Here is an 11,939-nt window from a genome sequence, read left to right on the forward strand (position 1 = left end):
TGGGAAGCGGCGAGAGGGGACAACCATGACGACCGGGGTGCGGGCCGGGCAGGCCACCGCGGAGCGGTTCAAGGCGGCGGTGGAAGCGGGCGAACTCGGCGCGGTGGAGGAGCTGTTCACCGAGGACGTCCGGCTGTACAGCCCGGTGAAGTTCAAGCCCTTCGAGGGGCGGCCGATGGTCCTCGGGCTGTTCGGGGTGCTGCTGCGCACCTTCGAGGACTTCCACTACGTGGGCGAGCTGGCCGGTAGCGCGCAGACGGCGGCCGGGGCGGCGGGCGGCTCCGCCGAATCGGCGATCCTGATCTTCCGGGCCACCGTGGGGGGCAAGCAGATCCATGGCATCGATCTGCTGCAGTTCGACGAGGCGGGCCTGATCAAGGAGTTCACGGTGATGGTGCGCCCCCAGTCCGCGGTGCAGGCGCTGGGGGAGGCGGTGTTGGCGGGCCTGGTCGCGGACGGGCTGGTCGCGGAGGGGCCGGCGCCGCGGCCGTAGGCCCCGCGGAGCGCGTGCGGAGGGCGTACGGGGTGTGCGGGGCCTCGGTGGCGGCGCCTCCGGGCGCGCCGGGCCGAGGCCCCCGCGGGCGGCGGCTACACCCGCTCGGTCTGCTCCGTCGTGATCGCGGCGGCCGGGCAGAGGGCCGCCGCCTCGCGTACCGCGTCGTGCAGCTCGGCCGGCGGTTCGGCGTCGACGAGGACGACGATGCCGTCCTCGTCGCGCTGGTCGAACACGTCGGGTGCCGACAGCACACAGCTTCCGGCGCCGCAGCACTTGTCCTGGTCGATGTGGACGCGCATGGTTCTCCCCGTAGTTGGGTGGCGGATGTCGCTGGCGCGTTTCGGTTGCCGGACCTTCGCGCGCCAGGTTGTCGAGCGGAGCCGAGTGATGTCGAGAGCCGGGCTTCGGGATCCGGCTCCCGGGCTTCGGCGCTTGCGGTTTCCGGCGGCCGGGGTTGGGGGCTTGCGGCTCCCGGCGCCCCGGGGTTCGGCGCTTGCGGCTCGCGGCGCCCGGGGTTTGGGGCTTGCGGTTCCCGGCCTTCGGTTGACGGGTTTCCGGTTCCGGGTTCCGGGTTCCGGGCTTTCTTCGGCTTGGGGTTTCGGCTACGCGGCCCGGGGGCCGTTCACCAGGCGACCGGGAGGGCGTGCACCCCGTAGATGCCCATGTCGTGGCGGAACGGGACGTCCTCGAAGGGCACGGCCAGCCGCAGGTCCGGCAGTCGGCGCAGCAGCGTTTCGAGGGCGATCTGCAGTTCCACCCGGGCCAGCGGCTGCCCCAGGCACTGGTGGACGCCGAAGCCGAAGGCGACATGGCGGCGCGCGTCACGGCCGACGTCGAGCACGGCACCGTCGGGGAAGACCTCCTCATCGCGGTTGGCGGTGTTGATCGTGCACAGCACGCCCTCGCCGGCGCGGATGGTGGTGCCGCCGACGGTGATGTCCTCGGTGGCGATCCGCGGCAGGCCGTTGTGGACGATCGTCAGATAGCGCAGCAGCTCCTCCACGGCGCCCTTGATCAGCGACGGGTCCTGGCGCAGCCGCGCCAGTTGGGCGGGGTTGCGCAGCAGGGTGAGGGTGGACAGCGCGGTCATGTTCGCGGTGGTCTCATGGCCGGCGATCAGCAACAGCCGTCCCATGGAGGCGATTTCGGCGTTGTCGAGGTCTCCGCGCTCGACGAGCCGGCTGAAGATCCCGTCGTCCGGGGTCTGCCGCTTGGACTCGGCCAGCTCGCTCAGAAAGCGCCGCAGATCCTCCTGCGCGGTGCGTACCGCCTCGGGCGGCGAGCCGAGATTGAGCAGGATCCGGCTGCACTCCTGGAAGAAGCCGTGGTCCTCATACGGAACGCCGAGCAGCAGGCAGATGACCAGGGACGGCAGCGGCAGTGCGAACTCGGCCACGAGGTCGGCCGAGTCGCGGTCCTCGGTCATCCGGTCGAGCAGCTCGTCGGCGATGCGCTGCACCTCGGGGCGCATCGCCTCCATCTTCTTGATCATGAAGTCGGCGGTGAGCATCCGGCGCTGCCGTGCGTGCTCGGGGTCGTCGGTGCGGATGAAGCCCGGGTCCTGGGCGAACAACTCCCGGGCGCCGGCGGTGAGGAAGGGGAATCCGGGGCGGGTCGCGTCGGCGCTGAACCGCGGGTCGGCGAGCACCGCCCGTACGTCCTCGTACCGGGTCACCAGCCAACAGGAGGAGCCGTCCCACAGCGTCGCCCGGGTGACGGGCTCCTCGCGGCGGGCGCGTTCGACGCCGGGTGCCGGATCGAAGGGGCAGCCGCCGGCCCGCTTGGCCGGGAGGGTGAGGGCGGCGGGCCCCTCGCCGGGGCCGGCGTCGCGCTGTGCCTCGGTGCGTTCTGCGGTCGTCATACGGCTGGTCCTTCCGCGATCGGGACACGGCACTGCCGTGGTGAACGGTGTGCGGGTGGCGCCACTCCTCGACGGTCCTGTGTGCGGCTGCTGGGCAGGGGCGGACAACGGCCGTGGGCCGAACGTAATTAGTTACCTAAGTTAAGCAACTAAGTAACGTCACGTTAACTCACCCCGAGCGGGGGCGGGAAGGGGCCTTCAGGGCCGCCGAGAGGTTGTCTCAAAGCGAGCGGGGAGGCGTACGGAGCGTGCCCGGAGCATCCCGTTCCCGTGGTCAACGGGACGGCTAAAGTGCCTGCATGCCGGAGCCCGGAAGAGACCAGGACCCCACCGCAGCACTGCAGAGGGTGCTGGCCACACTGTCCTACCTGCTCACCCGATCCCGGGCGCACGAACGCCAGGCGGTCAAGGCGGGCGTCACCGCGGCACGCTCCGACCTGTGGCTGCTGATGGCCCTGGAGGACAGCGGAGGGGTCAGCAGGGTCGGCGACCTGGCCGACCTGCTGATGGTCGAGCCCCCTCATGTCACCCGCCAGATAGGCCAGTTGGAGTCCCAGAACCTGGTCGAGCGCACCCCGGACTCGCTCGACCGGCGCGCCCGCCAGGTCGCCATCACCCCGCACGGCAAGGCCGTCCTCCAGCGCCTCCAGCACACCAGCCAGGCCGGTCTCCACGAGGCGCTCGACGGTTTCGACGACGCGGATATCGCCACCACCGTCTCCGTCCTCAACCATCTGGTCGCCTGGGCCCGCCACCGGCACGCACAGGAGGAAGGGCAGCGGGGCCGGGGCGGTATGGACACGCCCTGAGGCGGTGCCCGGTGGGCCGGGGCTGGTGGGCGGTGGCCGGTGTCCGGTGGGCGGTGGCCGGTGTCCGGTGGGCTGTGCCCGGTGGTCGGGGCCGGTGGGCCGTGTCCGGTGGTCGGGGGCTGGTGGTCGGGACCGGTGGGCCGGGGCCGTGACGGACGCGACCCACCGGAGGATTCTCGGCGCGGGCTACTCGATCTCGACGCGGCCGCTGGGGCCCTGGCCGTTGGGGGACGCGGCGGTGTCGGCCTTGTCGGGGGTGCCGAGGTTGCGGCGGACGGAGTCGAGGATGGTCAGGCCCTGGCCGACCAGGCCGGCGGCGATCTCACCGAGGCCGTCGGTGCCGTTGAGGACGTTGACGTTGGCGTTGGCCAGGCCCGCGGACGCCTCCTTGACGATCTGCGGGAGCTGGTCGATGAGCATCCGGTCCAGGGCGACCCGGTCGTAGGAGGCGGCGGCCTCGGCCTGGATCTTCATCCGCTCGGCCTCGGCCATGGCCAGCAGCTTGATGCGCTCGGCCTCGGCCTCGGCGGGCTTGACCACCTCGGCGACCAGTTCCTGCTGGCGCAGCTGGGCGCGGCGCTGGGCCAGCTCGGTCTGCGCGGCGAGGACCTCCTGCTGCGCATGCGCCTGGGCGAGCGGACCGGCCTGGGCGGCGTGGGCCTGGGCGCGGTCCACCTCGGCGGAGTACTCGGCCTGGACCACGGCGGTCTGCCGGGAGTACTCGGCCTGATTGCGCGCGGCCTCCTGCTGCGCCTCGACCGATGCCTGGGTGGCCTGGGCCTGCGCGATCTGCGCCTGGCGCTGGATGGCCGCCTTGTGCGGGGCGGACATCGCCTCGATGTAGCCGGTGTCGCCGTCGTCGATCGACTGGATCTGGAGGGAGTCCACGATCAGGCCGATCTTGGCCATCTCGGTCTTGGAGGTCTCCAGGACCTCGGTGGCCAGCTTCTGCCGCTCGGTGACGATCTCCTCGACCGTCATCGAGCCGATGATGGAGCGCAGATGACCGGCGAAGATGCGGCCGGTGAGGATCGACATCTGGTCCTGGTCGGACAGGAAGCGCTGACCGGCGTTGACGATGCTCTCGGTGTCGTTGCCGACCTTGAAGGCGATCACGGCGCGGACCGTGAGGGTGATGCCCTGCCGGGTCACGCACCGCTCGGCCACCTCGGCCTCGCACATCGCCAGAGTCAGGAAGCGGACCTTGCGGAAGACCGGGAGCACGAACTTGCCGTGGCCGGTCACCACTCGAAACGGCGCGCCCCCCTGTCCACGCCTGCCACCCGAGATCAGCATGGCTTGATCAGGGGAGGGAACGCGGTAACCGAACATGCTGTGTCTCCTCAACGGGCGTCGCCGGCATCGCCGGTCAACGCGTCCAACGGATCGGCCCACTCCATGACGTCGACCTGGCGATGGCCACGGGACTCGGTCACGAGCACGGTCGCCCCTACCGGAAGGGGCTGGGCGGACCAGGCGACAAAGGTCTCCGAACCGCCTCTGATCCGCACCAGGACCTCACCGGGGCCGGCAGCCCCGCGAGTGCCGATCAGCAGCACTCCCGTACAGCCGATCACGGCATCGTCCTGTGCCATCGGCGGCTGTCCTCCCCCGTAACGTTCCTGGAAAAACGACCATAGCGCCCTGGCGTGCGGGGGCCTATGGGGGGATGGCGGCGAGTTCGAGCACCGGTCCGCAGGCGCGCCGCCGAGGGCCTCCGCGCCGTCAGACTGCCGTTGGAGAACGCCGGATCGCCTGGCGCATTCAGTGTGCGGACGGTAGTGCGTCGAGGGCGGCCAGGATGTCGGAGGGCTCGGCGCGCGCGACGTAGTCGGTGTCGATGAAGGCCCAGTGGAAGAGGGCGTCGCGGTCGATGACGTAGGTGGCCGGTATCGGCAGCGTGCGGGGATGGCCGCCGTTCACGCGCTGCAGGTCGAAGCCGAAGGAGTCGTAGACGGCGGCCAGTTCGTCGGTCAGGTCGAAGGCGAGGCCGTAACTCTTGGCGGTGTCCGAGCCGAGGTCGCTGAGGACGTCGAAGGCCAGGGAGTGCTTCTCGGTGAGGGTGAGGGACTCATCGGGGATCTGGGGCGATACGGCCACCAGGTGGGCGCCGCGGGCGGTGATCTCGGCGTGGTGCTGCTGGAGGGCGCGCAGGGCCAGATTGCAGAAGGGGCACCAGGCGCCGCGGTAGAAGGTGAGCACGACGGGGCCGGTGGACAGCAGGGTGTCCAGGCCGACGGCTTCGCCGGTGGCGGTGGGCAGCCGGAAGCCGGGGGCGGTGTCGCCGACTTGCCGGGCCTGCGCCGCCTGGCCCGATGCGGCGAGATCGCGGGCGGCGCGCTCCATCACGGCGCGGGCGGCGGCCGGTAGTTCGGGGTAGCCGGCGCGGAAGAACGCGGTGAGTTCGTCGTCGAGGCTCATGGGCGGGGCTGCTCCTGGGGTGAGGGACGGGCGCGCAGGGGGGCGAGGGCGGCGGAGACCGTGTCGGTCAGGGACTGGGCGTCGGCGCCGGCGCGGGAGCGCAGATTGACGCCGTACGCGAGGGTCGCCAGCACCGCGGCGGCGTCGTCGAGGTCGGTGGACGGCTGGAGTTGGTCCAGTTCGGCGGCGGATTCCAGGGCCGACCGCATGGCCGACCGGAGCGCGCCGTGATGCTCTTCGAGCAGGCCGCGGATATCGGGATCGGCGCACTCGGGACCGGCGTAGGCGTTGGTGACCATGCAGCCCCAGCCGGCGACCGGGCCGGCGCAGCGGATGTCGATCAGTCCGCCGAAGAACTCCTCGACGGCGGTCAGGCCCGAGCCCGCCGACGAGAGCCGGGCGAAGGCCGGCGTCGAGTGCTGCTCTATATAGCGGGCCAGCGCCGCGGCGTAGAGGCCGTCCTTGCTGCCGAAGGTCGCATAGAGGCTGGAGCGGCTGACTCCGGTCGCGGTCACCAGGGCCTGGATTCCGGTGGTGGGCAGACCCTGGCGCCAGAAGATCTGGAGGGCGTCGTCGAGCACGATGTCGGGGTTGAAGTGCTTGATGTCGGGCATGGCGGCCTGCTCGTCTCGCGCTGCGGAGACCTCCCGCAACTCATCTTGGAACGGTTATTCCAAGATACTCTGACTCGGCTCGTACGCAAGGGAGTTGGTGCGACGGCTGTGGAAAACATCCGGAGCCGGCGCCTCCGGAAATCTGGGGTGCCGGCTCCGGGCGGCCGGTCAGTGGAAGGGGAGGGGCCGGCCCCGCTCGGCCTCCGGTCGCGGGCCGAAGATCCGTCGCTCCGCCGCGGTGATAGCGACATCGTGGATGCCGGCCTCCCGGCGGCGCATCAGCCCCTCCTCGTCGAACTCCCACAGCTCGTTGCCGTAGCTGCGCCACCACTGGCCGTCGGCGTCGCGGCTCTCGTACTGGAAGCGCACCGCGATGCGGTCGCCGCTGTAGGACCACAGCTCCTTGCGCAGTGCGTAGTCCAGCTCCCGGGCCCACTTCCGGCGCAGGAAGGCTGCGATCTCGTCCCGGCCGGTGAGGAAGGTGTCGCGGTTCCGCCAGATCGAGTCCTCGGTGTAGGCGAGGGCGACCCGCTCCGGATCGCGGGTGTTCCAGGCGTCCTCGGCGGCTTGCACCTTCTGGAGCGCGCTCGGCTCGTCGAACGGGGGGAACGGGGGGCGTGGTGCCATGGCGGGCTCCCTGTCTCGGTAGGACCTGTCCCGGCCCTTGGTGGGACTGTCTCGGCGCGAGGGAGAACGGTCGTTCTCGCCCTGGTCGGCTAGTGTAGAGAACGCTCGTTCTCCTGAAAAGCCGCGCCGAAGCGCCACGGAGGTGTCATGGACCACGACGAGGCCCGCGCCCAAGCCCGGACGCGGATACTCGACGCCGCGGAGAAGCTGTTCTACGACCGCGGGATCCAGGCCGTCGGCATGGACGAACTCCGCACCGCCGCCGGGGTGTCGCTCAAGCGCCTCTACCAGTGCTTCCCCGCCAAGCACGACCTCGTCGAGGCGTATCTGCGCCGCCGCGACGAGCGCTGGCGCGCCGCCCTCGCCGCCTACGTCACCGAGCACGCCGACGACCCCGCGACGCGGCCGCTCGCGGTCTTCGACTGGCTGCACGACTGGTTCTCGGCGCCGGACTTCCGCGGCTGCGCGTTCATCAACGCCTTCGGTGAGCTGGGGGCCGTCTCCGACGGGGTCGGCCAGGTCGCCCGGGAGCACAAGCGGGCGCTGCTGTCCTACCTGACCGGGCTGGTCCAGGCCGTCCCGGTCCGCCAGCCCGCCCCCCTGGCGGGCCAGTTGGCGCTGCTGGTCGACGGTGCGATCACCGCCGCCGCCCTCTCGGGCGAGCCCGACGCGGCCCGGCACGCCCGCAGGGCCGCCGAGAGCCTGCTGGCGACGTGCGCTGCCCGGTCGTAGGGACGGGGCCGCGCCGTCACTCATAGGGGCGGATTCCGCCGGGCCCGCGCATGGCCGGGCACCGTGCGGGCCAAACCTGACTGCGGCTGCCGCGCCGCCCGGGCCGGTCCCGCCGGCCCGCCGAGGAAGACAGTCGCACGGCGGGCACGGTGCTCGAAGGAGAAGGAGATCTTCCGATGCCCAGGGGTCCGCGTTCCCGCGCCGCCGCCCTTTCCGTAGCGGCCGGCCTGCTGCTGGCCACGGCACCCGCCGCCCACGCCGCCGCCCCGGCCGCGTCCCCCGTCCCCGCCGCCGCACCGCAGCAAGTCCGCGGCCACTGCGGCTACTACGACGGCCAGGCCACCACGCGGCGCGGCGACACGGGCGACGGGGTCAGGGAGATCCAGTGCCTGATCAACTACTGGAGCGGCCGCAGCGTGCTGGACGGCGACGGCGAATTCGGCCCGCAGACCGAGAGCTGGGTCGCGCACTTCCAGGACGTACGGGGCCTGCTGCCCGACGGGGTCGTCGGTCCGCAGACCTGGAAGGCCCTGCGCGCCGCCTAGGGGGACACCCCAGGGCGTGTCCCCCCCACCGCGCCCCCCTAAGCCAGCACCCGCTCCAGGCCGGCCAGCGCCGACGCCAGCTCCTCGCCGGTGATGGTCAGCGGCGGGGCGAGCCGGATCGTCGAGCCATGGGTGTCCTTGACCAGGACGCCCTCCTTGAGCAGGCGTTCGCTGATCTCGCGACCGGTGCCCAGAGCGGGGTCGATGTCCACGCCGGCCCACAGGCCGCGGGCGCGGAAGCCGGTGACGCCCCTGCCGACCAGGGCGGCCAGGCCGGTACGGAGGACCTCGCCCAGGTCGGCCGCGCGGCGCTGGAACTCGCCGGTGGCCAGCAGCCCGACGACCGCGGAACCGACCGCCGCCGCCAGCGGGTTGCCGCCGAACGTCGAACCGTGCTGGCCGGGGCCCAGCACACCGAGCACGTCGCGGCGGGCGACGACCGCGGAGACCGGGACGATGCCGCCGCCCAGCGCCTTGCCGAGCAGCAGCACATCGGGGACGACGGACTCGTGCTCGACCGCCAGGGTGGTGCCGGTGCGGCCCAGACCGGACTGGATCTCGTCGGCGATGAGCAGGCACCCGGCCCGCCGGGTCAGCTCGCGTACGCCGGTGAGGTAGCCGTCGTCGGGGATGACCACGCCCGCCTCGCCCTGGATGGGCTCGATCAGCACCGCGGCCGTGGTCTCGTCGACGGCCCCCTCCAGGGCGGCGAGGTCGTTGTACGGAACGGTGCGGAAACCGGGGGCGAAGGGGCCGAAGCCGACCCGGGCCGTCTCGTCGTCGGAGAAGCCGACGATCGTGGTCGTCCGGCCGTGGAAGTTGCCGCCGGCCACCACGATCGTGGCCTGGTCCGCGGGGACGCCCTTGACGTCGTACGCCCACTTGCGGGCGACCTTGATGCCGCTCTCCACCGCCTCGGCCCCGGTGTTCATCGGCAGCACCATGTCCAGGCCGGTCAGCTCGGCCAGGCCCTCGGCGAATCCGGCGAGCCGGTCGTTGTGGAACGCCCGGGAGGTGAGGGTGAGCTGGTCGAGCTGGCGGTGCGCGGCCTCGACGAGGTCCGGGTGGCGGTGGCCGAAGTTGAGCGCCGAGTATCCGGCCAGCATGTCGAGGTAGCGGCGGCCTTCGACGTCCTCGACCCAGACGCCCTCGGCGCGCGCGACGACCACGGGGAGCGGGTGGTAGTTGTGCGCCAGGACCGGGCGCTCGGCGTCGATCAGCTCGGCGGACGAACGGGGCGCGCCGACACGGAGGGTGCGGGTGGGAGCGGTCATGAACGGATCTCCTGGGTGCAGCACTTGATGCCGCCGCCGGCCTTGTGGAACTCCGACAGGTCGACGGGGACGGGGACATAGCCGCGGGCGGCGAGCTCGTCGATCAGCCCGGTGGCCTGCGGGGCGATGAAGACATGGCGGCCGTCGGAGACGGAGTTGAGGCCGAAGGCCATGGCGTCGTCCCGGGTCGCGGTCACCGCCTCCGGGAAGAGCCGCGCGAGCACCTCACGGGACCCCGGCGAGAACGCCTCCGGGTAGTACGCGATGTTCTGCTCCCCGTCGTCTCCGCCGAGGACGAAGAGCGCGGTGTCCAGGTGGTAGAAGTGCGGGTCGACCAGCTGGAGGCTGATGGTCGGTACGCCGAAGAACTCCTGCACCTCCCGATGGGCGGCCCGCGTCGTACGAAAGCCGGTGCCGGCCAGCAGGAAGCGGCCCGCCGGGACCAGGTCGCCCTCGCCCTCGCACACGGACTCCGGCCGGTAGACGTCGAACCCGGCGGCCTTGAACCAGGTCTCGTACGCGGTGGACTCCGGCCGCCGCTCCGGCGCGTGGAAGTGCGAGCCGAAGACCCGCCCCTCGACGACGACCGCCGCATTCGCCGCGAACACCATGTCCGGCAGACCGGGCACCGGGGGCACGGACTCCACCGTGTGCCCGTGCGCGCGGTACGCCTCGGTCAGCGCCGTCCACTGGCGGCTCGCGAGTGCCGTGTCGACCGGCACGTCCGCGCGCATCCAGGGGTTGATGGCGTAGCGCACATCGAAATGCCGGGGCTCGCAGACCAGATAGCGCCGGGGGCTCGGCGCACGACTCGTCGGCACAGAAATATCCCTCCGCTTCCATGAGGACATGCGGGTATGACGAGCTGTCACTGATCGTCACCCGCGGTGCACTCCACGGTAAGAAGGGACCCATTCCGGTCACAAGAAACGATTGCTGCTCATCCGCGCAGGAATGCTGCGTTCCCCGGCCGGCTAGAGCCGGTTTGCTGCGCCACCTGTCGTCGAGGGGCGGCCCGCGCCCGCCTCCGGGCTGTCCGGCAGCAGATGGGACAGCACCATGTAGCTGATCGTCTTGCGGATGAACGGCTCGGTGCGGATCCGCTCCAGCACCTCCTCGAAGTGCTCGACGTCGGTCGCCCGTACGTGCAGCAGCGCATCGGCGCCCCCGGTGACGGTCATCGCCGCCGCGATCTCCGGATGGTTGCGCACCACCTCGGCGAGCCGCCGGGGTGGCGCCGCGCTGTCGCAGTACACCTCGACGTACGCCTCGGTCAGCCACCCCAGCGCGGCCGGCCGCACGGTCGCGGTGAACCCCGTGATCACGTTGTTCTCCCGCAGCCGGTCCACCCGCCGCTTGACCGCCGTGGACGACAGCCCGACGGCCGCCCCGATCTCCGCGAAGCTGGCCCGTGCGTTGTCGATCAGCGCCGCCATGATCTTGCGGTCGAGGTCGTCGAAGGGCGCGGCCTTGCTGGTCACTGGAGCCTCCCGATTCTTCCCGGTCCCGCACCGGAGCGGGCGCCTCACGCTAGCGGTACCAGGCGCGGCGGCGACGCATCCCCCCTCGGGCACGGCAATCCGGTAACGCCGATATCTATGCAGGTCACGCGGGGTGGCGTAGCTTCGCGGCCAGGCCGCTAGGTGTGCTGTCCCGGGACGGGACCGGGCGGCGCGGCCCAACCGGGAGCCGTGTCAGTGAGGGAGGGACCGGGCGTGCACGATCCGATGGCCGGAGGCGGCGGGACCGGCGAGGGGCGCACGCGGGCGGACCGGGCGCGGCGGGTGGCGAACGTGCTGCGGGCGCAGGTCTTGCGCGGGGCGTTCCCCAAGGGCGCGCTGCCGGACGAGCGGGCGCTGGTCGCCGAGTTCGCCACCTCCCGCAACACCGTGCGGGAGGCCCTGGGACTGCTGCGGGACGAGGGCCTGGTGGCGCGGCGGCGGGGCGTGGGCACGGTGGTGGTCGGGCGGACGTACCGGCATCCGCTGGGCGAGCTGTCCGGGCTGGCGGAGGTGCTGGGGCGGCACGGGACGGTCGTCAACGAGGTGCGGGAGGCGCGGAGCGTACGGCCGCCGATGACGGTCGCCCGGCGGCTCGGGCTGGCCGAGGGGAGCCCGGCGGTCTATCTGGAGCGGCTGCGCCGGGTGGACGGCGCTCCGCTGTCCCTGGACTGCACGTACCTCATCCCCGAGGTCGGCGGGCCGCTGCTGGCGCGGGGGCGGGAGGCGCTGGAGCGGCAGGACGTGTTCGACCTGATCGAGACGGCGGCCGGCGAGCCGCTGGGCCGGGCCGAGATCTCCGCACAGGCCGTCGTCGCGGACCCGGCGACCTGCGCGGTGCTCGCGATGCCCGAGGGCGGCGCCGTACTCGCCGTCGAACGCCTCACCCGCCTCGCCGACGGCCGCCCCGCGGACCTGGAGTTCATCCATCTGCGCGGCGACCGGCTGACGCTGCACGCGACCCTGGACCGGGTGCGGGGTGGCAACTGACGGGGGCGGCGGGGGAGGCGAGGGGGCGGGCCGGGGCGGCGGGGGGTTCACCTAGGGCGGGGGCGAACAGA

At 72.2% G+C, this 11,939-nt stretch carries 15 protein-coding genes; 5 read left to right on the plus strand and 10 right to left on the minus strand.

Annotated elements, in window-relative coordinates:
• Nucleotides 1-25 precede the first annotated feature (25 nt).
• Nucleotides 26-493 (plus strand): nuclear transport factor 2 family protein, encoded by a 468-nt coding sequence (locus ACZ4NB_RS04240; protein ID WP_467658160.1) that lies wholly within the window; start codon nucleotides 26-28, stop codon nucleotides 491-493.
• Between the two features lie 95 nt (nucleotides 494-588).
• Here ACZ4NB_RS04240 and ACZ4NB_RS04245 read toward each other — a convergent pair whose 3' ends face one another.
• Both ACZ4NB_RS04245 and ACZ4NB_RS04250 read right to left on the minus strand, forming a co-directional pair.
• Nucleotides 589-795, minus strand: coding sequence for a ferredoxin (locus tag ACZ4NB_RS04245; RefSeq protein WP_399145612.1), 207 nt, complete (start codon nucleotides 793-795; stop codon nucleotides 589-591).
• A gap of 323 nt (nucleotides 796-1,118) precedes the next feature.
• Complete coding sequence (locus ACZ4NB_RS04250) at nucleotides 1,119-2,357, minus strand: cytochrome P450 (RefSeq protein ID WP_467658162.1); 1,239 nt, start codon at nucleotides 2,355-2,357, stop codon at nucleotides 1,119-1,121.
• Nucleotides 2,358-2,656: 299 nt separating this feature from the next.
• Between ACZ4NB_RS04250 and ACZ4NB_RS04255 the strand changes: the two genes are divergently transcribed.
• A complete protein-coding gene (locus ACZ4NB_RS04255) occupies nucleotides 2,657-3,166 on the plus strand; it encodes a MarR family winged helix-turn-helix transcriptional regulator (RefSeq protein ID WP_467658163.1) in 510 nt (169 codons plus the stop codon).
• A gap of 186 nt (nucleotides 3,167-3,352) precedes the next feature.
• Here the strand turns inward: ACZ4NB_RS04255 and ACZ4NB_RS04260 are convergent, their stop codons facing one another.
• The 5 genes from ACZ4NB_RS04260 to ACZ4NB_RS04280 all read right to left on the minus strand — a co-directional run bounded on the left by ACZ4NB_RS04260 (nucleotide 3,353) and on the right by ACZ4NB_RS04280 (nucleotide 6,828).
• Complete coding sequence (locus ACZ4NB_RS04260) at nucleotides 3,353-4,498, minus strand: flotillin family protein (RefSeq protein ID WP_467658164.1); 1,146 nt, start codon at nucleotides 4,496-4,498, stop codon at nucleotides 3,353-3,355.
• 11 nt (nucleotides 4,499-4,509) lie between these two features.
• Entirely contained in the window at nucleotides 4,510-4,761 is a 252-nt protein-coding gene (locus ACZ4NB_RS04265) for a hypothetical protein (RefSeq protein ID WP_467658166.1), read from the minus strand.
• Nucleotides 4,762-4,930: 169 nt separating this feature from the next.
• Nucleotides 4,931-5,587 (minus strand): peroxiredoxin-like family protein, encoded by a 657-nt coding sequence (locus ACZ4NB_RS04270; RefSeq protein WP_467658167.1) that lies wholly within the window; start codon nucleotides 5,585-5,587, stop codon nucleotides 4,931-4,933.
• A complete protein-coding gene (locus tag ACZ4NB_RS04275) occupies nucleotides 5,584-6,201 on the minus strand; it encodes a TetR/AcrR family transcriptional regulator (protein ID WP_467658169.1) in 618 nt (205 codons plus the stop codon). Before ACZ4NB_RS04275 ends, ACZ4NB_RS04270 begins: the two co-directional genes overlap by 4 nt.
• Before the next feature lie 168 nt (nucleotides 6,202-6,369).
• Complete coding sequence (locus ACZ4NB_RS04280) at nucleotides 6,370-6,828, minus strand: nuclear transport factor 2 family protein (RefSeq protein ID WP_467658170.1); 459 nt, start codon at nucleotides 6,826-6,828, stop codon at nucleotides 6,370-6,372.
• A gap of 147 nt (nucleotides 6,829-6,975) precedes the next feature.
• On the opposite strand from ACZ4NB_RS04280, the gene ACZ4NB_RS04285 reads away from it, so the two are divergent.
• A complete protein-coding gene (locus ACZ4NB_RS04285; protein WP_467658171.1) occupies nucleotides 6,976-7,560 on the plus strand; it encodes a TetR/AcrR family transcriptional regulator in 585 nt (194 codons plus the stop codon).
• A gap of 176 nt (nucleotides 7,561-7,736) precedes the next feature.
• The gene (locus ACZ4NB_RS04290; protein WP_467658173.1) at nucleotides 7,737-8,105 is read left to right on the plus strand and encodes a peptidoglycan-binding domain-containing protein; all 369 of its coding nucleotides are present in this window, start codon (nucleotides 7,737-7,739) and stop codon (nucleotides 8,103-8,105) included.
• 38 nt (nucleotides 8,106-8,143) lie between these two features.
• Here ACZ4NB_RS04290 and rocD read toward each other — a convergent pair whose 3' ends face one another.
• From rocD to ACZ4NB_RS04305, 3 genes are all read right to left on the minus strand, one after another.
• The gene (gene rocD / locus ACZ4NB_RS04295) at nucleotides 8,144-9,379 is read right to left on the minus strand and encodes an ornithine--oxo-acid transaminase (RefSeq protein ID WP_467658174.1); all 1,236 of its coding nucleotides are present in this window, start codon (nucleotides 9,377-9,379) and stop codon (nucleotides 8,144-8,146) included.
• The gene (ddaH, locus tag ACZ4NB_RS04300; RefSeq protein ID WP_467658176.1) at nucleotides 9,376-10,230 is read right to left on the minus strand and encodes a dimethylargininase; all 855 of its coding nucleotides are present in this window, start codon (nucleotides 10,228-10,230) and stop codon (nucleotides 9,376-9,378) included. The genes rocD and ddaH overlap by 4 nt, the downstream gene beginning before the upstream one ends.
• A gap of 123 nt (nucleotides 10,231-10,353) precedes the next feature.
• Nucleotides 10,354-10,860, minus strand: coding sequence for an Lrp/AsnC family transcriptional regulator (locus tag ACZ4NB_RS04305; RefSeq protein WP_467658177.1), 507 nt, complete (start codon nucleotides 10,858-10,860; stop codon nucleotides 10,354-10,356).
• Between the two features lie 246 nt (nucleotides 10,861-11,106).
• On the opposite strand from ACZ4NB_RS04305, the gene ACZ4NB_RS04310 reads away from it, so the two are divergent.
• Entirely contained in the window at nucleotides 11,107-11,868 is a 762-nt protein-coding gene (locus ACZ4NB_RS04310; protein WP_467658232.1) for a GntR family transcriptional regulator, read from the plus strand.
• The last annotated feature ends 71 nt before the right edge of the window (nucleotides 11,869-11,939 follow it).

The organism is Streptomyces sp. NPDC026575 (assembly GCF_055567415.1).